General features: G+C 64.0%; 27 protein-coding genes and 3 tRNA genes. 11 read left to right on the forward strand and 19 right to left on the reverse strand.

Annotated features, from left to right (window positions below):
* Nucleotides 1-58: 58 nt before the first annotated feature.
* The 7 genes from AB7532_RS22415 to gmd all read right to left on the reverse strand — a co-directional run bounded on the left by AB7532_RS22415 (nt 59) and on the right by gmd (nt 5,758).
* A complete protein-coding gene (locus AB7532_RS22415; protein ID WP_441236879.1) occupies nt 59-1,099 on the reverse strand; it encodes a Rieske 2Fe-2S domain-containing protein in 1,041 nt (346 codons plus the stop codon).
* Nucleotides 1,100-1,369: 270 nt separating this feature from the next.
* On the reverse strand, nt 1,370-1,573 hold the full coding sequence (locus tag AB7532_RS22420) for a hypothetical protein (protein ID WP_063986285.1): 204 nt from the start codon (nt 1,571-1,573) through the stop codon (nt 1,370-1,372).
* Between the two features lie 10 nt (nt 1,574-1,583).
* A complete protein-coding gene (locus AB7532_RS22425) occupies nt 1,584-2,918 on the reverse strand; it encodes a PQQ-dependent sugar dehydrogenase (protein WP_441236880.1) in 1,335 nt (444 codons plus the stop codon).
* The gene (locus AB7532_RS22430; RefSeq protein ID WP_441236881.1) at nt 2,915-3,367 is read right to left on the reverse strand and encodes a DUF2231 domain-containing protein; all 453 of its coding nucleotides are present in this window, start codon (nt 3,365-3,367) and stop codon (nt 2,915-2,917) included. Before AB7532_RS22430 ends, AB7532_RS22425 begins: the two co-directional genes overlap by 4 nt.
* A gap of 189 nt (nt 3,368-3,556) precedes the next feature.
* Nucleotides 3,557-4,006, reverse strand: a complete 450-nt coding sequence (locus tag AB7532_RS22435; protein ID WP_441236882.1) for a GNAT family N-acetyltransferase — start codon at nt 4,004-4,006, stop codon at nt 3,557-3,559.
* 191 nt (nt 4,007-4,197) lie between these two features.
* Complete coding sequence (locus AB7532_RS22440; RefSeq protein ID WP_441236883.1) at nt 4,198-4,557, reverse strand: helix-turn-helix domain-containing protein; 360 nt, start codon at nt 4,555-4,557, stop codon at nt 4,198-4,200.
* Nucleotides 4,558-4,687: 130 nt separating this feature from the next.
* On the reverse strand, nt 4,688-5,758 hold the full coding sequence (gmd, locus tag AB7532_RS22445; RefSeq protein WP_441236884.1) for a GDP-mannose 4,6-dehydratase: 1,071 nt from the start codon (nt 5,756-5,758) through the stop codon (nt 4,688-4,690).
* Between the two features lie 263 nt (nt 5,759-6,021).
* Between gmd and allE the strand changes: the two genes are divergently transcribed.
* The 3 genes from allE to AB7532_RS22460 all read left to right on the forward strand — a co-directional run bounded on the left by allE (nt 6,022) and on the right by AB7532_RS22460 (nt 8,010).
* A complete protein-coding gene (gene allE / locus AB7532_RS22450; protein WP_441236885.1) occupies nt 6,022-6,819 on the forward strand; it encodes a (S)-ureidoglycine aminohydrolase in 798 nt (265 codons plus the stop codon).
* Nucleotides 6,820-7,041: 222 nt separating this feature from the next.
* Nucleotides 7,042-7,284 carry a hypothetical protein gene (locus tag AB7532_RS22455; protein ID WP_441236886.1) on the forward strand — a complete coding sequence of 81 codons (243 nt, stop codon included), beginning with the start codon at nt 7,042-7,044 and terminating at the stop codon, nt 7,282-7,284.
* Nucleotides 7,285-7,398: 114 nt separating this feature from the next.
* Nucleotides 7,399-8,010, forward strand: a complete 612-nt coding sequence (locus AB7532_RS22460; protein ID WP_441236887.1) for a Fic/DOC family protein — start codon at nt 7,399-7,401, stop codon at nt 8,008-8,010.
* A 53-nt stretch (nt 8,011-8,063) separates the two neighbouring features.
* On the opposite strand, the gene AB7532_RS22465 is transcribed toward AB7532_RS22460, so the two are convergent.
* The 3 genes from AB7532_RS22465 to AB7532_RS22475 form a co-directional block, all read right to left on the reverse strand.
* A tRNA-Gly gene (locus tag AB7532_RS22465) sits at nt 8,064-8,137 on the reverse strand.
* A 385-nt stretch (nt 8,138-8,522) separates the two neighbouring features.
* A complete protein-coding gene (locus tag AB7532_RS22470) occupies nt 8,523-8,726 on the reverse strand; it encodes a hypothetical protein (RefSeq protein WP_441236888.1) in 204 nt (67 codons plus the stop codon).
* A gap of 26 nt (nt 8,727-8,752) precedes the next feature.
* Nucleotides 8,753-8,932 (reverse strand): hypothetical protein, encoded by a 180-nt coding sequence (locus AB7532_RS22475; protein ID WP_441236889.1) that lies wholly within the window; start codon nt 8,930-8,932, stop codon nt 8,753-8,755.
* Between the two features lie 196 nt (nt 8,933-9,128).
* Between AB7532_RS22475 and AB7532_RS22480 the strand changes: the two genes are divergently transcribed.
* The gene (locus AB7532_RS22480) at nt 9,129-9,503 is read left to right on the forward strand and encodes a YciI family protein (protein WP_441239335.1); all 375 of its coding nucleotides are present in this window, start codon (nt 9,129-9,131) and stop codon (nt 9,501-9,503) included.
* Here AB7532_RS22480 and AB7532_RS22485 read toward each other — a convergent pair.
* Nucleotides 9,470-10,063: a TMEM175 family protein gene (locus AB7532_RS22485; protein ID WP_441236890.1), complete on the reverse strand. Its 594-nt coding sequence runs from the start codon at nt 10,061-10,063 to the stop codon at nt 9,470-9,472. The genes AB7532_RS22480 and AB7532_RS22485 overlap by 34 nt on opposite strands.
* Before the next feature lie 125 nt (nt 10,064-10,188).
* On the opposite strand from AB7532_RS22485, the gene AB7532_RS22490 reads away from it, so the two are divergent.
* From AB7532_RS22490 to AB7532_RS22500, 3 genes are all read left to right on the forward strand, one after another.
* Nucleotides 10,189-12,246: an ATP-dependent helicase gene (locus AB7532_RS22490; RefSeq protein WP_441236891.1), complete on the forward strand. Its 2,058-nt coding sequence runs from the start codon at nt 10,189-10,191 to the stop codon at nt 12,244-12,246.
* A 56-nt stretch (nt 12,247-12,302) separates the two neighbouring features.
* On the forward strand, nt 12,303-13,283 hold the full coding sequence (locus AB7532_RS22495; RefSeq protein ID WP_441236892.1) for an NADPH:quinone oxidoreductase family protein: 981 nt from the start codon (nt 12,303-12,305) through the stop codon (nt 13,281-13,283).
* Nucleotides 13,284-13,378: 95 nt separating this feature from the next.
* Nucleotides 13,379-14,410 (forward strand): LLM class flavin-dependent oxidoreductase, encoded by a 1,032-nt coding sequence (locus AB7532_RS22500; protein ID WP_441236893.1) that lies wholly within the window; start codon nt 13,379-13,381, stop codon nt 14,408-14,410.
* Nucleotides 14,411-14,521: 111 nt separating this feature from the next.
* On the opposite strand, the gene AB7532_RS22505 is transcribed toward AB7532_RS22500, so the two are convergent.
* Nucleotides 14,522-14,607: transfer RNA gene (locus tag AB7532_RS22505), tRNA-Tyr, on the reverse strand.
* 205 nt (nt 14,608-14,812) lie between these two features.
* Here AB7532_RS22505 and rlmB point away from each other — a divergent pair.
* Nucleotides 14,813-15,643 carry a 23S rRNA (guanosine(2251)-2'-O)-methyltransferase RlmB gene (gene rlmB / locus AB7532_RS22510; RefSeq protein WP_441236894.1) on the forward strand — a complete coding sequence of 277 codons (831 nt, stop codon included), beginning with the start codon at nt 14,813-14,815 and terminating at the stop codon, nt 15,641-15,643.
* 121 nt (nt 15,644-15,764) lie between these two features.
* Here the strand turns inward: rlmB and AB7532_RS22515 are convergent, their stop codons facing one another.
* Both AB7532_RS22515 and AB7532_RS22520 read right to left on the reverse strand, forming a co-directional pair.
* Nucleotides 15,765-16,295: a hypothetical protein gene (locus AB7532_RS22515; protein ID WP_441236895.1), complete on the reverse strand. Its 531-nt coding sequence runs from the start codon at nt 16,293-16,295 to the stop codon at nt 15,765-15,767.
* Nucleotides 16,296-16,350: 55 nt separating this feature from the next.
* Entirely contained in the window at nt 16,351-16,836 is a 486-nt protein-coding gene (locus AB7532_RS22520) for a hypothetical protein (RefSeq protein ID WP_441236896.1), read from the reverse strand.
* A gap of 280 nt (nt 16,837-17,116) precedes the next feature.
* On the opposite strand from AB7532_RS22520, the gene AB7532_RS22525 reads away from it, so the two are divergent.
* Nucleotides 17,117-17,611 (forward strand): hypothetical protein, encoded by a 495-nt coding sequence (locus AB7532_RS22525; protein ID WP_441236897.1) that lies wholly within the window; start codon nt 17,117-17,119, stop codon nt 17,609-17,611.
* 165 nt (nt 17,612-17,776) lie between these two features.
* A tRNA-Thr gene (locus tag AB7532_RS22530) sits at nt 17,777-17,851 on the forward strand.
* Nucleotides 17,852-17,869: 18 nt separating this feature from the next.
* On the opposite strand, the gene AB7532_RS22535 is transcribed toward AB7532_RS22530, so the two are convergent.
* Entirely contained in the window at nt 17,870-18,283 is a 414-nt protein-coding gene (locus tag AB7532_RS22535; RefSeq protein ID WP_441239336.1) for a GFA family protein, read from the reverse strand.
* 127 nt (nt 18,284-18,410) lie between these two features.
* Here AB7532_RS22535 and AB7532_RS22540 point away from each other — a divergent pair, with 127 nt between their 5' ends.
* Nucleotides 18,411-18,677 carry a hypothetical protein gene (locus AB7532_RS22540; RefSeq protein WP_441236898.1) on the forward strand — a complete coding sequence of 89 codons (267 nt, stop codon included), beginning with the start codon at nt 18,411-18,413 and terminating at the stop codon, nt 18,675-18,677.
* Between the two features lie 4 nt (nt 18,678-18,681).
* Here AB7532_RS22540 and AB7532_RS22545 read toward each other — a convergent pair whose 3' ends face one another.
* From AB7532_RS22545 to AB7532_RS22560, 4 genes are all read right to left on the reverse strand, one after another.
* A complete protein-coding gene (locus AB7532_RS22545) occupies nt 18,682-20,517 on the reverse strand; it encodes an outer membrane protein assembly factor BamB family protein (RefSeq protein ID WP_441236899.1) in 1,836 nt (611 codons plus the stop codon).
* 103 nt (nt 20,518-20,620) lie between these two features.
* The gene (locus tag AB7532_RS22550; protein WP_441236900.1) at nt 20,621-21,334 is read right to left on the reverse strand and encodes a class I SAM-dependent methyltransferase; all 714 of its coding nucleotides are present in this window, start codon (nt 21,332-21,334) and stop codon (nt 20,621-20,623) included.
* Between the two features lie 71 nt (nt 21,335-21,405).
* Nucleotides 21,406-22,125: a class I SAM-dependent methyltransferase gene (locus AB7532_RS22555; RefSeq protein ID WP_441236901.1), complete on the reverse strand. Its 720-nt coding sequence runs from the start codon at nt 22,123-22,125 to the stop codon at nt 21,406-21,408.
* Between the two features lie 250 nt (nt 22,126-22,375).
* Nucleotides 22,376-24,073 carry a methyl-accepting chemotaxis protein gene (locus tag AB7532_RS22560; RefSeq protein WP_441236902.1) on the reverse strand — a complete coding sequence of 566 codons (1,698 nt, stop codon included), beginning with the start codon at nt 24,071-24,073 and terminating at the stop codon, nt 22,376-22,378.
* Nucleotides 24,074-24,328: the final 255 nt, after the last annotated feature.

Here is a 24,328-nt window from a genome sequence, read left to right on the forward strand (position 1 = left end):
CCCACCGCGCTCAAGGCGGCTTCTTCAACTTCGCTCGCGTTGCGCTTCGCCCGATCCCTCAGGATGCGCCCTCGGCCGCCGGCTCTTGCGCGCGATCCGGCATGGGTCCATCACCCGCCAAAGCACGAAGCCAGCGGCGATACTCCACGCCGAGAAGATCGCTTCTCAAATGGATCTCGTCCTTGGGATGAAGCGGCAAGGTCTGCGGGCGCTGCGATTCGACGATCACGCGATCCTGCTCGTATACCTTGTCCATGCGGGTTACGATCTGCTCGACGGCAACGTCAAAGCCATAATTGATGGCGGCCGTCAGATGCAGCACGCAATTTTCCAGATCGACCGGCGTGACGGCCAGGAACGTGCAAAAGCGCTCGACCTCGCCGGTCTCCTTGTTGAAATAGGCCGTCGTGGGGCGGAAGCAGTAGTAACGATAGACCGCATTGATGGGAATGCCGCGATGATCGCCGTAGGGCTGAAACAAGGTGATCTCGCTTGTGCGCAAGCCTTCATGCGACAACACCACATCGTAATCCACGAGTTCGTCGGGATCATCGGGATTGCCATTGAGGTTGGCGTGCACGAACGGAAAGTGCGCGGGGTCGAGGAAGTTCTCCACGGCACGAAGGGCGTTTGCGTTGTAGTGGTACGGCCCGGCCTGGACCTTGCGATAGGTCGGATCGTCCCACACGGGAAACTGAGGAACGGCGGCGACCGGATTGCCCATGCAGACCCAGATGTATCCATACCGCTCGACCGCGTGATGGCGGAATGCCGCGGCCCGGCTGGTCGGCCGGGTCGTCGGATGGGCCGGGTACCGGCGGCAGGCTCCATCGGCGCCGTATTCCCAGCCATGATAGGGACAGACGACACAACCGTCCTTCACCCAGCCGAGCGACAAGCGCGCACCGCGATGACGGCAATAGTCCTTCCATGCGTGAACCTCGCCGTCATGGCGCCACAGGATGATATCCTCACCAAGCAGGCGCGCCGGCACGATGGCATCGTCCGCGACCTCCTCGCTGCGGCGGACCACGTGCCATTCGTTGACGATGGCGCGATAGTCGGCTCGCTCGGTGTCCCAGGTTGACGCGATCACCATGACCTCACCTCACTCGCAGCCGGACAGGCCGTCATCGCGCATGCGGTCGCGTGGAGTGACAGGTGGGCTTCCGCCTCTCCCGCAATTCACGCCCCGAACATCCAATACAACCATTGGATGTTCTTGCGTCAACAAGAATGTCGGGATTGTACGACTGCGAATGAAATTTGGGGCAAGCGTCCCGCCGGCATGCCTCGGTGCAGACGGTCGAATGCACCCGGCGGGCGGCTTTGAGATCGTGACCTTGTTCAGGTCACACGACGATTGAAGCTAGCTTCCCAGCGCGTTCTCGCCGGCTTCGCGCCCGGGCACGCTGACATGGACCTCGTGCCCCTGGCGGATCGCCAGGGAGGCTGCGGCGACCGCCGACTCGAAGGCGGCTTCCTTGGTGGCGTATTTGCTTTTGACGTCGCCGTCATGCAGCACGCCCCATTCGTCCTCGACCGGCACGATCGCGTATTGAGCAAGGCCCATCGTCCAACTCCTATCGCTGCGTAAGCTGCGGATGCGTGGCCGTCACGCGCCACACCGTGTTGCCACTGTCGTCAGCCACCAGCAGCGCGCCCGATTTGTCGATGGCGACGCCGACGGGACGGCCGCGCGCCTGGTTGTCGCTGTTGAGAAAGCCGGTGACGACATCCTGCGCCGGCCCGCTCGGCTTGCCGTCCGCGAACGGCACGTAGACGACCTTGTAGCCGTTCAGCATCTGCCTGTTCCAGCTGCCGTGTTCGCCGACGAAGGCGCCGCCACGGTAGGCGGCCGGCAGACTCGTGCCGGTGTTGAATGCCATCCCGAGCGGCGCGACATGCGAGCTCAGCGCATAGTCAGGCACGATCGCCTTGGCGACGAGATCCGGCCGCTGCGGCTGGACGCGGGGATCGACGTGCTGGCCGTAATAGCTGTAGGGCCAGCCATAGAAACCACCGTCCTTTACCGAGGTCATGTAATCAGGCACGAGATCGGGACCGAGTTCGTCGCGCTCGTTCACCACCGTCCACAACGCGCCGGTCTGCGGCTCGAAGCTGAGGCCATTGGGATTGCGCAGGCCGCTGGCAAAGATCCGCCAGCGTCCGCTGGTGCGATCGACCTCCAGGATGGCGGCGCGATTGTGCTCGGCCTCCATGCCGTTCTCGGTGATGTTGCTGTTGGAGCCGACACCCGCATAGAGTTTTGAACCATCGGGGCTCGCGACCAGGCTCTTGGTCCAGTGGTGGTCGATCGGCCCACCCGGCAGCGGCGTCAGCACCGTACCCGGCGCGGTGATCCTGGTGTCACCCTCTGTGTAAGGATACTTGACGATCGCATCGGTGTTGGCGACGTAGAAATCGTTGCCAACCAGCGCGACGCCGAACGGCGAGTTGAGATGATCGAGGAAGACGCTCTGCATATCCGGCACGCCGTCGCCGTTGGTGTCGCGCAGCAGCGTGACGCGGTTGCTCTCGCCGGTGTCGCCGCCTGACGTCGCCCATGACTCGATATAGCCCATGACGATTTCCTTGGGCCGCTTGATCGAGCCGCCCTTCGGCGCCTTGGACTCCACCACCAGCACGTCGCCGTTCGGAAGCACGTAGAGGGAGCGCGGATGCTGCAAGCCGGTCGCAAAGGCCTTGGCCTGCAAGCCCTGCGCAACTGCCGGGGTCTCGTCTTTCTTCCATCCGACGATGCGCGCGATGTGCATCGGCGGCAGCCAATATTGCTGGATGTCGGGCAGATCAGGATTGGCGCCGATCTGCGCCTTGGGATCGCCGCTGCCGTCATCGCAGCCGGCGAGACACAGCAACGAAGAACACAACAATGCGTGAGCAATAGAAGACTTCATCGCGCAACTCCCACGCCGTGACGATACACCATGGCCCAGCCGAGCCAGCCGGTGACCGGCAGGATCAACACGGTGATGACCGAGAGTATGAGCCCGGTCGGCCACACCGAGGTCCAGGCATCGCGCGTGTGGATTAACGCGTTGATGGTGGCGAGGATCAGCGCCAATGCGTTGCCGATCAGATGCGGCCAGGCCGGCGGCTGCGCTCGCACCAACCTGTTACCGAGAAAATCGGTGAGGCCTGCGATGGCCGCCAGCACGCCGAAGATGACGCCCACGACCAGCAGCCAGGCCGAAAAATTTGCCCACATGATCTCGGCGCTGATGACATAGGCGATATCCGTCAGCAGCGCTCCGATGAAGCACGCAATCGGGATCGGCACCAGCATCGGATGAATCGGATGGCCCGCGATTTGCGCGGTGGTGCGCACGCGCACAGTCTCTTGCACGGTTGACCTCGTGTGATGTTTTGCCCACCCGATCGGCCAACTCGTACTGGAAGTGATGGTTCCTATGCCGTGTACCCATAAGCGGGCGGCAACGTCCAGCTTCGCTTCAAATACCGGGCGCTCTTGTGCAACCGCGCAAATATCACGATGGGAAAGACGCGAAGGTTAGGCGCGAGCCCGCTTCGAACGCTATAGCCGCCGCACCTCAAAGTACGTTTTAGCCCCGCGCTGAAAGCCCGCGCCCTCATAGAAGCGCAGCGTCGCCTCCCGCTTTGAACCGGTCGCCAGATGGACCTTGTAGCAGTCAGCCCGCGCCGCGAGATCGAGAGCGTGAGCGAGAACTCGTCGGCCCAAGCCCAACTTGCGATACTCAGCGTGGGTGACCACGTTCTCAATCACACCATACGACCTACCGCCACGAGACAGGTTCGGCACAATCGCGAGAGTGCATGAAGATACAAGCAGCTCTTCCGCTTGCGCAACGATCACGGTCATAAAGTTGGATGTAAGCAGAGTCATCCAAACGCGCTCCGCTATGGGAGCATCTGGTTGAGGCTCACTCGGATGAAGATGCTGGTAAAGCTTCAGCACATCAGACAGGTCGCCTTGTGTAGCTGAACGGACGGTGACTTCGTTCATTAATGATCCACTGCTCGAAGGGGTTTGCGGGCGGAGCAAGCGTTGACCGGCCTACAGCCCGAATCGCGAACGACCCCACCGCCGTTCAACTCGCTTCAAACAAGCTATGGCTGCGTCCTTTCGAGTGCTCGTCCTATAGCCAGCTTCGTCAGACTGCAATTCGCTATGCGCTATCGAGCTTTACCGCCGCTTCATTTCTCTGCGGGACGCGATTTGCGCCCTTTACCCGGTCCCGTTCCGTAGCTCAGCTGCTCCAGGAGCATGTCTGTTACAAGGCGCCTTAATTGCGCATTCTCGAATTCAAGCCGCTTGATCTTGTTAGCCGGCGTCTCTCCTGACCCATCCACCGACTTCGCCATGTGATCGCCGCCCGCCGAGATAACATTGACCGTCTGATCAGATTGAAAAGCCTTTCTCCAACGATGGTAAGTCATGACGCTCACACCGATCGCCTTGGAAATCTCGCGCTGTGTCTTTCCTTGAGCCAACAGTTCATTGGCTCGGCCGAGCTTCGCAGAAATCTCGTCGGTATCGTGCCTTTTGCCCACCATCGTAACCTCAAAACGTCAGCGGCTTAACGATAGCCACCTATCGTGAACTTTTTCTAATAGGCGCTTTCCGACGCAGGCGTGTCGGCCAGATTCGCCATGTAAACACGCCTCAGACCATCCTCCAGCGAGCTCAAACGCCGCGCTTGCCATCGGCCGCATCCCGCGTTGCTTCAGCCAGATCGCTCGCCATCATCTCCGCGACCAGCTCTGCAAAATTGCGCTTCGGCTTCCAGCCGAGCACCTCGCGCGCCTTGCTGGCGTCGCCGACGAGGAGATCGACCTCGGTTGGACGGAAATAGGAGGGATCGACCTTCACAACCGTCTTGCCGCTCTTGGCGTCGACGCCGGTCTCGTCGACACCCGCGCCACGCCATTCGACGCGACGGCCGACATGGGCGAAGGACAATTCGACCATCTCGCGCACCGAGTGCGTCTCGCCGGTCGCCAGCACGAAATCATCGGGCTTGTCGGCCTGCAGGATCTTGTGCATGCCCTCGACATAGTCGCGCGCATGGCCCCAGTCGCGCTTGGCTTCGAGATTGCCAAGATAGAGCGTCTGTTCGAGACCGACCTCGATCCGCGACACGCCGCGCGTGATCTTGCGCGTGACAAACGTCTCGCCGCGGATCGGGCTCTCATGGTTGAACAGGATGCCGTTGGACGCGAACATGCCATAGGCTTCGCGGTAGTTCACCGTGATCCAGTAGCCGTAGAGCTTTGCCACGCCGTAGGGCGAGCGCGGATAAAACGGCGTGGTCTCCTTCTGCGGAATCTCCTGCACGAGACCGTAGAGCTCGGAGGTCGAGGCCTGGTAGAACTTCGTCTCCTTCTCCATGCCGAGGATGCGGATCGCCTCCAGCAGGCGCAGCACGCCGATGGCGTCGGCGTTCGCCGTATACTCCGGGCTCTCGAAGCTGACGGCGACGTGGCTCTGGGCGGCGAGATTGTAGATCTCTGTGGGGCGGATCTGCTGCACCAGGCGGATCAGATTGGTCGAATCCGTCATGTCGCCGTAGTGCATCAGGAACGGCACGTCGCCGACATGCGGATCCTGATAGAGATGATCGACGCGCGCGGTGTTGAACGAGGACGAACGCCGCTTGATGCCGTGCACGACATAGCCGAGCGACAGCAGGTGTTCGGCGAGATAGGCGCCGTCCTGTCCGGTCACGCCGGTGATGAGAGCGATCCGCTCAGACATGATCCGCACTTGCTCCCAACAGTGCCAAAAGAGACGGCGGTCTCGAACCCGGACCGAACCTCGCCTTCTTTGACAGAACGGCCGCCGGGGTCAACCCGGTATGGCGGGCATCTCCCGACCGCCGTTGCGGTGCAATTCGCTCTCATTTATCAAATTGAACAACCCGGTATGAGCAGAAACCACATTCGCCCGTGTCGCAACGCTCCGTCTTCCGTCGACGCTTCGCGACGGCGCGCCGTTGCGAGTTGACCAAGGAATCCCGGATGCACCCGACCGACCTGCCTGCCCACCCCGGAATCGTTCGCCCCGGCGCGATCGGCCACAGCCGCGCAGTCGTCGGCCGCAATTTCGCGTTCATACCGCCTGAAGGCGTGTTGAAGAGCCGGCTGCCGGCGTGGTCGTCAACGACCGTGCGGTTTCTGGCGGCGCCGTCGCTCGGAGCCGAGTTTGCCCAATTCATGCTGGAGATCGAGCCTTCGGGTGGCACGGCCCGGCCGATCTGCGTCGACCTTCAGCATTTCTTCTACGTCGTGACGGGTGCCGTCGACATCAGCATCGGGACCGAAGCTCCGACCTCGCTGACGGAAGGCGGCTTTGCCTATTTTCCGCCGGGCACCTCTTTCACGATGCATTGCCATCCCGCTGCACCCGCCCGCGTCCTCGCGCTCAAGAAGCGTTATGAAACGGCCGAGGGCATCGCGGCGCCGACGACGATCATCGGTCAACACCAGGCGATGCCGATGACGAACCATACCGGCTTGCAAGGGCGCGGCTTCAAGCACCTGCTGCCGATGGGCGATCTGCGCTTCGATTTCGAGATGAACCTGATGTTCTTCCAGCCCGGCGTCTGTTTCCCGGCCGTCGAGACCCACATCATGGAGCACGGGTTGCTCATGCTGGAGGGCCAAGGCCTGTATTACCTCGGCAACAGCTGGCACGAGATCTGGGTCGATGACTTCATCTGGATGGGATCGTTCTGTCCGCAGCAGTTCTATCCGACAGGATCGAGCCAGGCGGTGTATCTGCTGTACAAGAACGTCAACCGGGACGTTGCGCTCTGACAGGGCTGCAGGTCGTTGCCCGAAGCCGACAGCGATTGGTTTGATGCCGATCGCAGTTTTGCGAACCGGCGTTTTTTCGCGCCTTATTTCTGACGAGCATTGAGGCCGAGCGCCGGCGCCCTGCGGCGCACTGTTTCTGGCCCGGAAGGCCACCTGCAACCTGCTGATTTCAGAGACCTATTCGTTAATGGAATTTCAGGCAAAAATTGCTATATTATGGGCATGAACAAGGTCACGGCCTCCTCGACCGCTGAACACATCCGGACGCTGGCCCGGACGCATCAGGTAACCTATTCGGAGGGACCAAACGACCGTCTCGCGCACCACATGTCGCGGCTCGCCGGAGACATGGTCGAATTCGATGAAATCGAGCAGCTCCTTATAGGCTTGCAGCGCGCAAACCGGATCACACGTATCGAGATGATCCAGCTTCAGGCCCGCTACCTCCACGAAGCCAAGCCGTGACGTTCGATCCGTTCGGCGACTTTGAAACGCGCGGCTACCTCCGTAATCATGCCCAAGAGAAAAATCCTCCCATTGTAAGGAGGCTTGAACACGCCTCCTTCACGACGGGTATCGATGATGCCTTCGCAGCGATTGAGAAGAAGAAACCTTTGGCCTACGCGGATGTGCTGTACGCACAAGACGCTGTTCGAGGCCATGTATCCCTGGGCCGGGCTGGATCGTACCGAAACGGCACCTGATATCGCGGTAAACCGAGGTGGAGTTCTCTTCGCGCATCCGAAATCTATTCGGAATGCGATTGAGCACGCCCTCAAACTCGGGAACGACCCAAAGACCATGCGGGCCAAGCCAGGCGAAGTTATGGGCTATCTCGCGCACGGCCATCCTTTCCTGGACGGCAATGGGCGGACGATCATGGTTATTCACTCGGTCCTGGCGCAGCGCGCCGGGTTCAGTATCGACTGGGCTTCGACGGACAAGGCTGCATACTTGCAAGCGCTCAAGAAAGAGCTCGACAATCCCGATAAAGGTATCCTGGACAAATACCTCGTAGCGCATATCCACCCGGCCGTCAGGGACCTCAAACAGCATATCAGCGCAGCCAAAGGCCTCGACGGCGGCAATGGTGACGCGGATGCCGTCCGAGGGAGAAACGACGATCCGGCGGTCCAAGCCGAATACAAGCAGCAACAGATCAAACGCGAGGAGCAGAGCAAGGGAGCCTAATCATCCCGCCCCCGCGCAACCGTCCGCCTGCAGTGATATCTGCGTTATAGAGCTGGAGCGGGTGAAGGGAATCGAACCCTCGTATTCAGCTTGGAAGGCTGCTGCTCTACCATTGAGCTACACCCGCGTCTGGGGCTCCCTAACACGGCCGGGCGGCGGTCTCAACTGCCCGAGGAACGGCTTTGCTGCCCGAAGGGCGGCATCTTGCGGCTTTCGGGCGCTTTTCGGTCCTTGCGCACAGACCCGGTTCCGCCCTCGCCGCCTCCCTCTTAACAGCGGCCGCCCCCCGGCCTATATTGAGATCTTCCGCAACCAACGAAAGGAGGTGATCCAGTGTCTCTTACCAAGCGCTGTCACCTCGCTGGGATCGCCCGCTAAGCTTTGAAACGGGCTTGGCATTTGGGGCGCTCTCAGCCCTGGACCAGCGAGCAAGAAATCGGGCGCGACGGGGTCTTCCCCGCCGCGCCTTTTCTTTTGGGAATTGCCTGGGTCGGAAGGCCCGGCTTGGCCGCCTAGAGAGTGCGAAGGCGCTCGCGCAGGGCGACGGCGGCGATCAGGATGCCGATGCACCAGGCCATGGCAGCGCGGGGCGGCTCATCGCCGAGGAGCACGGTGAAGATGCTCGCGCACAGGCACGGGGCGATCGCCTTGCTGGACCGGCTCACGAGCGAGAGCAAGAACGGCATTGCGGCGATCGATATTTGAAGCACGCTCATTGTCGCGTCGGTTCGCTGCGCAGGGCTCAGAAGCCGCAGACGTTCAGCGTGCGCGGCTGCTTGCCGCGGCGGCTCTCGACGATGCGCTCGCCGCCGTTCTCGGCGGAGCTGCCGTAATAGCGGTGATGGCCGCTCTGGTCGTGCAGATCGGCAGGCTCCGATTGTGCTGCCCGCCGCGCGTCGCAGATGATCTTGATGGTCGACATGGCCGCCTCCGAAGTGTTCTTGTCGCCATCAGTCGCCGCGGCTTCAGGCGGCGTTCACACTTTTGGGCCGCAATCGGGTTTCAAGACGGTTTCGTCGCAGCCCACGCAACGCAATAATTTCCGCGAAGCCATTGTCGGAAGCGGCCGGGGTGATACGTCCTTCGGGCTGCGTGCAGCCGAAACAAGCGAGGTGAAAATGCTTTACGCGATCCTGGCCTACCATGTGGAAGACGAGATCCTGTCGTGGACGCCTGAGCAGGACGCCGCTGTCGTGGCCAAAGTCATCGCGGTTCAGGAGCCGCTCAGGGCGAGCGGACACCTTGGGCCGGCTGCCCGTCTGGATGGGACCCGAAAGGCGCACACCTTGCGTGGCCCCGGCGCGGGCATTGTGCTGGACGGCCCGTTTGCCGAGACCAAGGAGCAGCTTCTCGGCTTCCACCTTGTGAACTACGACACCGATGAGGAGGCCATCGCGGCAGCGCGGACACTGCGTCAGGTCAATCCGTCTGCGGTCTACGAAATCCGCCCGGTCATGCTTTACGTGCCGGCGGACGGGTTCGGCGCGACATAGAAGCGCTGGATCAGCAGCCCGCCGAAAGCGATGAACCACAGGAAGGGCGCGACGTGCGGCGCGAAGGCCGCCACGATCGTGCCCGGGATGAACACCGCAAGCGGAAACAGCGAGGCCACGATCTCCCGGCCCCAGCCACCGACGATCCGCCACCACAGCCAGGCATTGAGCCCGGCGATCGCGCTCAGGTGCAGGCCGTAGAGCACGGCCACCGCGCTGCTCATGGGGTAGTTGGTGTAGAGGCCGTTGGTCACCGGCAACAGCACGATCGACAACAGGAAGAACAGATTGAGCATCACCGCACCGCGGCTGCCCACCGGCTGGCGCGCCAGCCGGCGGTGATGGCTGATCCAGAACACGCCGGCGATGATGAAGCTGAGCGCGAAGCCAATCAGCTTGCCGGAATAGACCCGGGCGAGATCGCTCCACTCGGGCGCGCTGGTGAACACCGCCGCCTTGGGCAGGTCATAGGCGAGCAGCGTCATGGCGACGCCGAAGATGGTGTTGCTGAGCGACTCCAGCCGCCGCATCTCGAACTGTTCGGGCTTGAGCTCGGCCATGCCGGGGCGCTTTTCGGGCTGGAACTTCGTGTTGTCTTGTCCCTAGGTCTTAACACCGGTTCCGTCCAGCCGCATTGCGATTCGCGCCGGGATCGCCGATTCTCGTTCTTTCACCGGGGCGATTCGTGGCGACATATCTGGACACGCTCAATGCGGAGCAGCGCCGCGCCGTGGAGCATGGCGTGGCCGACGGCGCGACCGTGGGCGCCCCCCTGCTCGTCATCGCCGGCGCCGGCTCCGGCAAGACCAACACGCTCGCCCACCGCGTCGCCCATCTGATCGTCGCCGGCGCCGATCCCCGCCGCATCCTGCTGATGACGTTCTCCCGCCGCGCAGCCGCCGAGATGGCCGGCCGGGTCGAGCGCATCTCGCGAAAGGTGCTTGGCGAGAACAATGCCGCGATCATGCGTGACGCGCTCACCTGGGCCGGCACTTTCCACGGCATCGGCGCGCGGCTGCTGCGCGAATATGCCGAGCGGATCGGCGTCCATCCGGCCTTCACCATTCACGACCGCGAGGACTCCGCCGACCTGATGAATCTGGTCCGGCACGAGCGCGGCCTGTCGAAGACCGAGAGCCGCTTTCCGGCCAAGAGCACCTGCCTCTCGATCTACTCGCGCTGCGTCAACGCCGAGATGGAAATCGAGAAGGTGCTGGGGGCGCACTATCCCTGGTGCGCCGGATGGGCCGCCGAACTGAAGGGCCTGTTCGCGGCTTACGTCGAGGCCAAGCAGGCGCAGCACGTGCTCGATTACGACGACCTCCTGCTCTACTGGTCGCAGATGATGAGCGATGCGCTGATCGCCGACGAAATCGGCGGCCGCTTCGATCACGTGCTGGTCGACGAATATCAGGACACCAACCGCCTGCAATCCTCGATCCTGCTGGCGCTGAAGCCGGACGGCCGCGGGCTCACCGTCGTCGGCGACGACGCGCAGTCGATCTATTCGTTCCGCGCCGCCACCGTGCGCAACATTCTGGACTTCCCGCAAAGCTTCTCGCCCCGCGCCGAGATGATCACGCTCGACCGCAATTACCGCTCGACGCAACCCGTGCTGGCGGCGGCCAACGGCGTCATCGGGCTTGCCCGCGAGCGCTTCACCAAGAACCTCTGGACAGACCGCACCGCGTCGCAGAAGCCGCAACTCGTCACCGTGCACGACGAAGCCCACCAGGCGCGCTACATCGTCGAGGAGGTGCTGGCCAACCGCGAGCAAGGCGCGCTCCTGAAGCATCAGGCGGTGCTGTTCCGGACGTCCTCGCATTCGGGTCCGCTCGAGATCGAGCTGACCCGCCGCAACATCCCCTTCGTGAAATTCGGCGGGCTGAAATTCCTCGACGCGGCCCATGTCAAGGACGTGCTGGCGCTGCTGCGCTTTGCCGAAAATCCGCGCGACCGCGTCGCCGGCTTCCGCATCCTGCATCTGCTGCCGGGCATCGGCCCCGCAACTGCGCAGCGCGTGCTCGACCAGATGGCGGAAAGCACCGACCCGCTGCACGCACTCGGCCAACTCCCGGTGCCGGCACGCACCGGCGACGACTGGACCGCCTTCGTCCGCACGGTCGAGAATCTGCGCTATTCGGAATGGCCGGCTGATCTCGAACGGGCGCGGCTATGGTACGCGCCGCATCTCGATCGCATCCACGAGGATTCCGAGACGCGTCGCGCCGATCTGATGCAGCTCGAGCAGATCGCGAGCGGCTATGCCTCGCGCGAGAAGTTTTTGACCGAGCTCACGCTCGATCCGCCCGATGCGACCAGCGACAAATCAGGTCCTCCGCTCCGCGACGAGGATTATTTGATCCTCTCCACCATCCACTCCGCCAAGGGCCAGGAGTGGAAGTCGGTGTTCGTGCTCAACGTCGTCGACGGCTGCATGCCGTCGGATCTCGGCGCCGGCACCAGCGCCGAGCTCGAGGAAGAGCGCCGCCTGCTCTATGTCGCGATGACGCGCGCCAAGGACGATCTCCACCTCGTCGTTCCCCAGCGCTTCTTCGTCCACGGCCAGGCCGCCAAGGGCGACCGCCACGTCTACGCCTCCCGCACCCGCTTCATCCCGGAATCCCTGGTCTATCTGTTCGAGCGCACCGCCTGGCCGAAGGCAGGCGCGGGCGCGGCTCGCACCGCCGCGCAAGGCCCGAAGGTCGACATCGGCGCGCGGATGCGGGGGATGTGGCGGTAGACACAAGAGACTGTTGTCGGGACCTGTCAGGATAACCAGAACAGCAGAGGTCTGACATGAAAGCCGTCGTCGTCGAGCAGTACGCGCCCATCGATCAGATCGAGCTGAAGGACGTTCCGTCCCCGCGCATCGAGCCCGGACAGTTGCGCATCCGGGTGGAGGCCGCGGGCATCGGATTCGTCGACGGTCTGAAGCTTCAAGGCCTCTATCAGACCAAGGATCCCCTGCCCTTCATTCCCGGAACGGAGTTCGCGGGAATTGTGGAGGAGGCCCCGGGCGAGCCGGGAGGCTATCGGCCGGGCATGCGCGTGATGGGCATGACGCGGTCTGGCGCGCTCGCTGAAGAGATTGTCGTCAAGCCTGAGGCGCTCCATCCCCTTCCGGACGGCGTTGCCGCCGAAGTCGCGGCCTCGTTTCGTGCCAATTATCTCACCGCCCTCTATGCGCTGAGCGCACGCGCCATGATCGTCGCAGGCGAGCAGCTTCTGGTGCTGGGGGCGGCCGGCGGCACCGGGACCGCAGCGGTGCAGATCGGCAAGCTGCTCGGCGCCCGCGTCATTGCGGCGGCATCGACGGCGGAGAAGCGCGAGTTCGCGCAACAACACGGCGCCGATGCCGTCATCGACTACACGCAAACCGGCTGGCGCGACACGCTCAAGGAGTTGACCAACGGACACGGCGCCGATGTGATCTTCGACCCCGTCGGCGGCGAGATCTCGGTGCAGGCTTTTCGCTCGATCGCCTGGCGCGGCCGCCATCTCGTGGTCGGCTTTGCCGGGGGCGCGATTCCCGCGCTGCCCTTCAACCTGCCGCTGCTAAAGGGCGGCGCCCTGCTCGGCGTCGACCTCGCGCAGATTCCAACGCGCGAGCCTGAGGTGCAGAAGCGTTTGATGTCGGAGCTGACGGGCTGGCTCGCCGAGGGCAGACTGAAGCCCGCGGTCGGCCGCGTCTTTGCGCTCGAAGATTTTCGCGAGGCATTCAGGACGATGCAGACGCGCGCCGCCCTCGGCAAGATGGTCGTGCGGATATCGAAATAACCTTCACAAACGGAAACCGAGCATTTCCGAAAGCCGCCTTGTCGCGCGGCTGCGGTCCATTAAATCTGCCCGATCATCCCACAGAGACCTGATCGATGACCGCACCGCTCGAATTCGGACTGGATACCTTTGGCGACGTCACCAGGGACGCCTCCGGCGCCATGCTTCCGCATGCGCAGGTGATCCGCAACGTTGTCGACGAAGCCGTGCTGGCTGACGAGGTCGGCCTCGACTTCATCGGGCTCGGCGAGCACCACCGCGCAGATTTCGCGATCTCCTCGCCCGAGACGGTGCTGGCTGCGATCGCGTCGCGCACAAAACGCATCCATCTCGGCTCGGCCGTGACGGTGTTGAGCTCGGACGATCCGATCCGCGTGTTCCAGCGGTTTGCGACGTTGGATGCGCTCTCGGACGGGCGCGCCGAGGTGATCCTCGGCCGCGGCTCGTTCACGGAATCCTTTCCGCTGTTTGGCTTCGATCTGCGCAAATACGAAGAGCTGTTCGAGGAAAAGCTCGATCTGTTCACGGCGCTGTTGTCGCAGAAACCGGTGACCTGGGAAGGCAAGCTGCGTCCGCCGCTGAAGGACCAGTTGGTCTATCCGCCGGTCGAGAACGGCCGGCTCAAGACCTGGATCGGCGTCGGCGGCAGCCCGCAATCGGTGGTGCGTGCCGCGCATTACGATCTGCCTTTGATGCTCGCCATCATCGGCGGCGATCCCGCGCGCTTTGCGCCCTTCGTCGATCTCTATCACCGCGCCTTCAAGGAGTTCGGCCGCCCCGCGCAGCCGATCGGCGTGCACTCGCCCGGCTACGTCGCCGAGACGGACGAACAGGCGCGCGAAGAGCTGTGGCCCGATTACAAGGCGATGCGCGACCGCATCGGCAAGGAGCGCGGCTGGCCGCCGATGGGTCGTGGCGAGTTCGTCAACGAAGCCGAGCACGGCTCGCTCTATGTCGGTTCGCCGGAAACCGTGGCGCGCAAGATCGCGAAGACGGCCAAGGCGCTTGGTATTTCGCGCTTTCAGTTGAAGTATTCGGCAGGGCCTTTGCCGCACGGGAAGCTGATGAAGAGCATCGAGCTCTACGGGCGCAAAGTGGTGCCGATGGTGCGGGAGATGATGGGGTGAGAAGCTCGCGTCCGCCTCAGTCCGTCTTCGCCCTACGGGCTTCGCCGGACACCACGCTTCGCCCTTCAGGCATTACGTGGCTGCGCCACGCGTAGCCTGAAGGGCGAAGCGTGGTGGGGGAGGCAGGACTCGAACCTGCGAAGCCATAAGGCGGCTGATTTACAGTCAGCTCCCTTTGCCACTCGGGACACTCCCCCGCTCGACGGCAGCACAATCGGGCCGGACCTTGCCGGCGACCGAAGACGGCCATGGAACGTGAAGGCCGCAACAGCCCGGATGGGGCGCGACCGGTCGCGGTTATGGGCGATGCGGTGGGGCAAAGTCAACCGAGGCGAACAGCTAAAATCGCCCCCGGAGGCACCCAAATTGCCATATTCCGGGACCCGTGACACAAGCGAGCCCATGAAGGACAAGAAATTCACCCCGAGGGGCCCCCGCGGCGGGGCTAAGCCCTTCAACAGGCCCGGGAAATCGGCCGGTCATCCCGCACGGCGCGACCGCGATTCGCAGACCGATGGTCCCGTCATCCTCTATGGCTGGCACACCGTCACCATGGCGCTGGCCAATCCCCGGCGGCAGATCCGCAGGCTGACGCTGACTGAGAACGCCGCCAAGCGGCTTGCGGACGAGAACATCGCAACCCGCGTCACACCCGAGATCGTCCGGCCCCAGGATATCGACCGCCTGTTGTCGCCCGATGCCGTGCACCAGGGCCTGCTCGCCGAGGCCGATGCCCTGCCCTCGCCTGACATCGAGGACCTGGCGCAGGACGGCATGGTGCTGGTGCTCGACCAGATCACCGATCCGCACAATGTCGGCGCCATCCTGCGCTCGGCCGCGGCATTCGCCGTCAGGGCGATCGTCACCACCGCACGCCACAGTCCGGAAGCCACCGGCGTGCTCGCCAAGGCCGCCTCCGGCGCGCTTGAGCTGGTCCCGATGGTGACGGTGCAAAATCTCGCCCGCGCACTGACCACGCTGAACGAGCTCGGCTTCCAGACCGTCGGGCTGGACAGCGAAGGCAGCGAAGACCTCTCGGACGTCGTGCTGCGCGAGCCGCTCGCGCTGGTGCTCGGTGCGGAAGGCACGGGGCTGCGGCGTTTGACGCGCGAGACCTGCAGCGTCGTGGCGCGGCTCGACATGCCCGGCGAGATCAAGAGCCTCAACGTCTCCAACGCCGCCGTGCTGTCGCTCTATGTTGGCGCCAGCCGACTGGGATTGATGAAGCGCTAGCGTTTTCGAGCGAAGTGGACGCCGGTTTGCGTAAAGAAAACGCGTCCAAACAAGATCCAAAACACAAAACGCCCGCCCGCTTGGCGCGGACGGGCGTCTCGTTGGCAGAGCTGATCAGAGATCAGTAATAGCGGCGCAGCACGCGGTGACCGCCGTAATACGGCGCGTGGCGCGGGGCGTAGCCATAGCGCGGGCCGTAGCCGTAATTCGTGCGCGGCAGATAGCCGACGCGGGGGCCATAGCCGTAGCGATACGGACGATAGTGCGAGCGGTGATAGGGAGCGACGGCGGCGGCGCCATAGCCGTAGCCACGGCCCTGGCCATAGCCGTAGCCATAGCCATACCCGCGGCCGTAGCCGTAATTGGCGGGCGCAACGACCGCGTCCTCACGATAGGTCGGATACGGCGCGAAGGCGCCCGGGCCGGTATAGGTCGGGCCCTGGTTGACGTGGTAATATTGCGTGGCCGGCTCGGCGAGGCGCTCATAGGCGCCGTAGCCGGCGCCATAACCATAACCGCCGCAACCGGTGTTGCAGCCGGAATAGACCGGCGCGACCGGCTGGCACGGATTGAAGCCGCACGCCGCGGCGGGCGCGGTGGCGACGAACATCACGGCAGCCGCCGCAACCAGTCCCGAAATCATCTGACGCATTACTCTCTCCTGTTGATTTTCGTATTTTGGTTTTTGTTCTGGATCTTGACGTGTCTTAACCCGGCGGCCTGCCGGGCACCTGTGCATGCGGACGCGGTCGCGGCGGCCGCGGACGATCGTTGATCTCGGGCGCGAGGATCACCGCCGGCGGATTGACGGGCACGTCCATCTGCGCCGGCAGCGGCGCCGATTGCGCGCCCCAGCTCTCGTGATAGCTCGCGGCGGGTTTCGGCAATTTGCGGTTCGCAGGCGGCTCGACCTCGAGCCGGCCATAGCCCGGCCGCAGGCCCATCGTCGGATAATAATGGCCGACGTCCTCGGGCTGACGCTCGGCGATGTAGCGCCCGCCATAGATCGTGGGCTGCACCTGGATGTTCTTGCCCAGGCCCCAGGCCCCCTCGATCACGCTGTAGGACGCGTCGATGTTGTTGATGATGATCGGCACGCCCGGGCGGCCGGGAACGACGATATCGAAACCGCCGCCGGCAAACGCCGTCGCGGGCAGTCCGATCAGAAAAGCAGCGAGCGCCACAGCGCGCATGGAAGGATCCCGGTTTATCCGACGCTCAACCTATCCGATCGCTACGGAGAGAGGGTTAAGGCCCTCTGACCAAATTGCAGTAAGCCTAACGCGTAAGCATCGGATGCTGCTCGAATGCTGCGAAGCGCGCTAGCAAAGCGTTAACGGCACGTGACAGCGCCCGGAACTCGTTCCGTGCACTCACATCTGTTTGACCTCGGGCCCTCGAAAATCCCTTGTTTCATCGGAACGTCGAGCGCCTCCAGCGTTTAGCTCCCCGTCAATCAGAAGGGAGACAACAATGACGAAGATGAAACTCCTCGGCGCCGCCGCGATCGCAGCGACCATGGTGACCGGCTCCGCGATGGCGCAGGCGGTGATCAACAATCCGGCGCGCTGCTCGGCACAATTTCCGAACGCCAATTGCCAGAATCTGGGCCCGGGCAATCCCGACAGCGGCACCCGCAACCGCCGCGTGAGCTATCGCCAAGGCAATGGCGACTGGAATCAAGGCAACGGCGACTGGAATAACGACTGGAACAGGAGCCGCACCGGGTTCTGGCCGACCGACGTCGCAGCTGGCGTGGCCGGCGCCGCGATCGGCACCGCCGGCGCGATCGCCACTGCGCCCGCTCGCGCCTGGGACAACAGCTACGCTTCCGACGATAGCTGGAATAACTCCTGGGATAACAATCGCGGCTGGGATACCCGCACCTACGGCCAGCGCAACGGCTTCGTCTGCGAGCCGGGTACCTTCTTCAAGGGTGAGGACGGCCGCCGGCATATCTGCCAGTAAGCCGATTTAACGCGAACGAGACGGATCAGGCGGCCTTCGGGCCGCCTGTTTCATGCCCGCGAGTGCCATCGCAGGTTCTGGCACTTTCCGTCCAAGTCTGATATTGCGGCGCGCACGGGCGGACAGCCCCGGCACAGGCCGGACCTTACCCCGCATCCCAGCGTCGCCGGCTTAGCTCAGCGGTAGAGCAGCGGTTTTGTAAACCGAAGGTCGGGGGTTCAATCCCCTCAGCCGGCACCAGCGCTCGACGCGCACCTCTCAGCCCGAATTTTTTCCCGCGCTCCCCTGTTGGAAATGCTCGGCGCCGGCGATCTCGACCCAGGCGTGTTTCGATTGCTCGAAAACCGATTTGACGGGAGCCGGAAAATTCGGGTCCGCCATCGCGCCGATGGCGACGCCGATCATGTCAGGCAGATTGTCGGCTCTCCAATAGACCGTCGAGCCGCAGTCCGGACAAAAATAGGACCGGACCTTGCCGCCGCTGTCGGCAGCGCGAACGTACTCCCTCGGCGTCCCCGAGACCGTGACGGCCTCAGCCGCGTAGAAGGCACCGACGCCGAACGGCGCACCGGTCCGGCGCTGGCAGTCAGTGCAGTGGCAGGCGACGACCAGGCGCGACGGTCCCGGAAGCGAAAGCGCGACAGCGCCGCAACTGCATCTGGCATCGATCATCATGCACACTCCGATCCCTCGTGTTTTCGGCTGCCGGGCATTTTGTTCCGCCCGGAATTGGCATGGGCCTCATGCACAACGCACGTCGACCCAATCCGTATCTCGAAGCGCAGAAGTCGGAGCGTGCATGCCCATTTTGACCGATCACGAAGACCTCGCCATTCAAGCCAAGCTCAATTTCATCCTCGGTGCCAAGACATACGACACCTACCTTCAGGGCTTTCGTTGCGCGGAATTGTCCGGCGGCGTCGTGATCGCCTACGCCCGCAGCGAGTACATGGCGGGCGTCATCAGCGCCGAATACAGCACGCAGATCGCGGTCGCGGTCGAGAGCGTGATCAGGCAACCCGCGGCCATGGTGCTGGTGCTGCCATGCCCCAAGCCGCCGCGTTGAGCCCTCACTCCGTCCCCGCCTCGAACGCCAGCAGCACGTTGCCGGCAACCCCGCTCCACTGGCCGTAGCCGGAATTGGTGTAGACCATGCCGCCGGCAATGACCGGCCCGGGACCGTCGATCGCCCCGCCATGTGCCGCCACGCCATTCACAGCCTTGTAGTCCTGCGCGGTGTCGAACTCCCAGAGCAGCTTGCCGTCGGTCGCATAGGCACGCAGGAAGCCGCTGACGCCGCCGGAGAACACGATGCCAGGGATCAGGCTCACCGCCGCCGACAGCGCGGGGCTGCATTGCAGGCGATCACCGCAGGCGACCGGCGCTACCTCCATCACGACTTTCCCGCTGGCGAGATCGAGGCCGAACAGGCCGCCGCCCTGCGTCGGGTCGAGCTGCCGCGAGCCGTCGCGCCTGAAACGCACGTCGGAGTTCGCGACATAGATGCGGTCCCCATCCGCGGCCGAGCCCCATTCGCTGCCACCGAGCGCACCGCCCTTCCCGATGCGCGTCTGCCACAGGATCTTGCCGCCGTCGTCGGGATCGAGCGCATGCACGACGCCGGATTTCTGCGCGATGGCGAGCACGCGCTTGCCGTCGCGCAAGGTCACCAGGATCGGCGACTGGCCGAAATCGTGATCGGGCCCGTGCTCGTCGGGGCAATTGGTCCTGTCTGCGGTGAAGCACGCCACGACGAAAGCATCTTTCGGCGTGGCCTGCTGCTTCCAGAGCAGCTTTCCCGTCGCAAGATCGTAGGCAAGGATCGCGTCGCTCATGGCGGACGGCGGGTTCGAATAGGAATTGCTGGTCGCGACATAGATCGCATTTCGCTTCACGTCGATCGTCGGCGCCGACCATATCGCGGCACCGGAGGGACCATAGAGCTGCGTCCCCCTCGCATTCTTGTCGGTCGGATGCGGCGCTTCGGGGATCGTATAGGCCTGCCACACCGCCTTGCCGGTCGCGGCCTCCAGCGCCACCACGCTGCCGCGGAAGGTGCAGCATTCATAAGAGGGTTGCGAGCCCGAGGCTTCCTCGAGCGAGGACACCGGCACGTAAAGCACACCGTCATGCAGCACCGGCGCGCCGGTGATGCGCGCCCCCGGATGCTCCTCGACCCTGGTTTTCCAGATCAGCGCGCCGGTCAGCGCGTTCACGGCATAGGCGTTGGCGCGCAAATCGCCGAAGAAGATCGCGAACTGATCGGAGCCGGGAAGCGGCGCGAAACTGATCGCCGCGCGCACCGCGGCATCGATCGCGAGCGTCCACACCGTGCAGCCGCTGCGCGCGTCGAGCGCGTGCACCTTGCGGTCGGTGCCGCCGATGAACAACAGGCCGCCTGCGACAGTCGGCGGCGCAAAGGACAGCGAGGCGCCGGGAAAGGCATAGGCCCATTTCAGCCGCAGGCGCGGCACCTGCTCGGCCGTCAGCCCCGCCATGTCGGCCGGCTGGAAGCGGCTGTTGGCGAGATCGACGCCCCATCCGTTCCAGCGCGGGCCGTCGAGCGGTTGCGGAAAGCCGCGGGCCTCTCGCGTGCAGCGGCCTTCCGCATCGCTCGCGCTGGCACCGGTCGCGGCCTTGCCGGTGACAAAAGACGCGATCGCGCGGCGCTCGAGGTCGCTGCGGTCCTTCGCCATCGCAGCCATGCTGCCGGCGGTCAACGCCCCCAGCACATGATCGAACGACATCGCCTGCATGGCGCCGCGCGCGGGCGCACGGCTTTGGGAATCGCCGCCATCGTGACATTGCGCGCAGTGCATCGCGTAGAGCGCGGCGCCGTTCTGCTGCGCCAGTGCCGGCGCGGAGCACCACATCAACAGGGCGGCTACGACAACACTCGGCCTCATGGCGTGCTCCGGCATCGTCGTCGCAATGCGCGATGATTTTACACAACCAGAAGTGTACAGCGACCGCCGTGATCGAAGCAACGGGACTTTCCGCCTGCGCCTGTCACATCGCCGTGGTCATGCGGGCGCGATCGGGCAATTCATCCAGCCGCCACAGCCCGAGGCTCTTGTCGCGCCAGCCGCCGCCGCCCTCCTCGCAACGCTCGTTGATCAAAGCACGCGGCACGGGCCAGTTGAACGGCGCCCGCTCCATGTTGAGCGCACGCCAGTCGCCGTCCTCGCAATCGCGATTTGCGTCCCATTCGGGGAACGTCGTGACGAGCAGGAAGCGGGCTCCGCTCGCACGAAAATTTGCGACGGCGCAGGCGATGTTGTCGAAGCTCAGATGAACCAGGCAGTCCCGGCACAGGATCACATCGGCAGGCGGCAGCGCATCGCGCGTGATGTCGGCCATGACAAACCGGCCAGACACCTCGCCGCGCGCCACGCGCTGGTTGTTGGCTTCGATCAGCGACGGCACGATGTCGATGCCGGTGTAATCGACATCGAGCTTCATGCGGCCGATCCAACCGGCATCGCCGCAGGGCGCATCGAGCAGCGAGCGCGCGCCGAGCTGCCGCAGCAACGGAGGGAGCTCCTCCCGGATCGCGGCCGTCGCCGGGTCCTCCGAGCCGAGGCCGGAAACCGACGTGGCCGCGCCCCACAGATTAGTCTGCTGGATCCGCGCGAACCGCGCGGCGAGATCGAGACCCGCAAAGTTCTCGCGGTCGGCGACGAACCGCTCATGGGCGAGCACGGGAGGACGTTTGGCGGTCATGGGGCGCGGCTCACGTCAGAACTCCGTTGCGAGCTCAGCTTACATGCGAAGCATCGCGTCCGGAATCTTCCTCACGTCGGTTTCTGCCACTCCATGATGTGGAAATATGGCACCCGGAGATGGCGCGCGTTCCTGTCGGGGTCACCGCCCACGGGCTTCGGTTCGATGAACGAGCGCAATTGCAGTCCGTGATCGAGCAGCAGTGTCATGTAGGTGCTGAGCGGACGGTGCCAGTTCAGGACCCGGATGCCACGCCAGCTCACCCAGGTCGCGCGTTCCTCCATGTAATGATCGATGGGGAAGCGCAGGGCGCCGTCGCCGTCGCGCGTCCAGCCTTCGGGCGGGCCTGCGGTATTGAAGCTGGTCAAATTGGCGATCAGCAGCGTGCCGCCCGGGCGCAGCGCCGTCGCCATTTTCGCGATCGCCGTAACGAGATCAGGCATGTCGATCAGGCTGAGATAGCTGACGACCAGATCGAACTCCGCATCGAAATCCATCGTCTCGGCGCGGCCGAGCCGGTAGTCGCCGTTGGGGTCCAGCTCCCTGGCGCGCGCATGCAGCGCCTCGGTGGGATCGATGCCGGTGGTGCGGATGCCGGCGCGCTGCATGATGCGGCAGAAGCGCCCCTCCCCGCAGCCGACATCGAGCGCATTGCGGAAACCGCGTCCTTCGATGCGCTCGCGCATCGGCGCGTCCAGCACGAAGCGGCGGCCGTAGTCGCCCTCGTCGCCCTGCTCGACGATCCAGGCGGTCGCGGACGCGGACCAGCCGTCGCTGACATCCTCATTCATGGGGTGGCCTTCGGAAATGATGTTGGCCGCTTGCCTCGCGGGGACGGCTACTGACCACAGATTGGACCGAAGTTCAACATGAGGTAGCATGCAGGCTGCATGCGCCCCACCACCGCCAGGGAAAAGACCAAGATGGTCGCCGGTGCAGTTACGGCCGTCGTCGTGACGGCCGTGCTGTTCGCAATCGCAATGGGATTTCTGCTGGCACTGTAACGCCAGCGGCGCGGCGGACGGATGCCGCCGAGCAGACTTACGCGGCACGTACCGTGCGCAGGAATTTTCCGACTTCGTCCTTCAGCCGGTTGCTGTCGGTCGCGAGCATCTTCGCGGTCGAGAGCACCTGCGAGGAGGCCGAGCCGGTCTCGGCCGCGCCGCGCTGCACGTCGGTGATGTTGGTGGAGACCTGCTGGGTGCCGTGAGCAGCCTGCTGCACGTTGCGCGAGATCTCCTGGGTCGCGGCGCCCTGCTCCTCGACGGCGGCGGCGATGGTCGAGGACACCTCTGACAACCGCTCGATCGTCGCGGAGATGTCGCGGATCGCATTGACGGATTCCTGGGTCGCGGTCTGAATCCCGGAAATCTGCAGGCTGATCTCGCCGGTCGCCTTCGCGGTCTGCTCGGCCAGCGTCTTCACCTCGGAGGCGACGACCGCGAAACCGCGGCCGGCCTCGCCGGCACGTGCCGCCTCGATCGTGGCATTCAACGCCAGAAGGTTGGTCTGGCCGGCAATGGTGTTGATCAGCTCGACGACGTCGCCGATGCGGGTGGCCGCGACCGAGAGCTCGCTGACGCGCTCGGTCGTGGTGCGCGCCTGGGTGACGGCTTCGCCCGCCATCCGCGCCGATTCCTGAACCTGCCGGCTGATCTCGTTGACCGACGAGGACAGCTCTTCCGTGGCGGTCGCAACCGACTGGACGTTGCCGGTGGCTTCGCCTGACGCCATTACGACGACCGACGTCAGCTCCTGCGCGCGCTGTGCGGTGGTGGCCAGCGTCGAGGACGACGCCTCGAGCTCGGTGGAGGCCGAGCCTACTGTCTCGATGATCTCGCCGACCGCACGTTCAAAACCGTCGGCGAGGTTGACCATGTCACGCTTGCGCTGCTCGGCGGCCAGCTTCTCGGTCTCGAGCTGGGCGGCCTTGAGGCGCTCGACCTCGAGGCCGTTGGTCTTGAAAATTTCGACGGTCTTGGCCATGTCGCCGATCTCGTCGCTACGATCCTTCTCGGGCACATCGATCTTGAGATCGTTGCGGGCCAGGCCTTCCATGGCGAGCTTGAGGCGGGCGATCGGCTGCGACATCGCCTTGAGGCCGATGAACAGCGCAATCGCGATGCCGACAAGCAGGCCGCCGGCGCTGACGCCGATCACGGTCCAGGTCGCGGATTGGGCGTCGCGGTTGATGGCCTCCTTGCGCTTCGCCACCAACTGTGCCGTTTCGCTCACGAACTGGGCGATACGCGCCAGGGCCGCATCCATCACCGGATCGCACTCCTTGTGCGCCCGTTCAGCCGCCTTGGCGTTCTCTTCCGGGCTGCTCGCCTGCGAGCCGACCTTCAGGACCGGATCGCAGCCGGCGAATACCCCCTTCAACTGATCGCTGATGCTCTTGATCTGGCTCGTGCGCGACGGATCGTCCTGCTCCGCCGCATCGAGATATTGGCGGATTTCGTCGCGGTTCTGCGTCGCGGTCTTGAGGCGGCCGGCGTTGCCCGCCTCCGTCGCCTCGGTGAAGACCGCGTAGAGCGCCGCGTGATAGGTCTCGGCACGGCGCTGGGCGCGGGTCAGGTTGAGCGCGGAGGATTGCGAGGCGGCGAGCTCGCTGAAGCCATCGACCGTCGCGGTGAGTTCGCGGGTGCCGAAGGCGGCGACGGCGACCATCGCGCATCCCATCACGGCCACGATCAGCGCGACCTTCCAGACGATCTTCAAATTGTTCAAAAAGCTCATGTCAGCAGCCCAATGATTTTTTCGGTCTCCAGTGACCGAAGCAGTCTCAGCGACGCCATTGGAACCGGCGGACGTTAAAATTTGATAGCAAATGTGGCTTGTTGCTTACGGGAAAATAACCGTTTGCGGCATGGACGTAAGCTTCACGTAAGCTTCAGCCGCTTTTGGCAGCATTGGCCAGACTTTAGCGGCTCCGGAACCAATCGTCCGCGTCAATCGTTCTTTGCTTCATGCGGATCAGAGAAGAAAATCGAA

Origin of the sequence: Bradyrhizobium sp. 930_D9_N1_4, from assembly GCF_052076015.1 — a bacterium.
Lineage (GTDB): Bacteria > Pseudomonadota > Alphaproteobacteria > Rhizobiales > Xanthobacteraceae > Bradyrhizobium.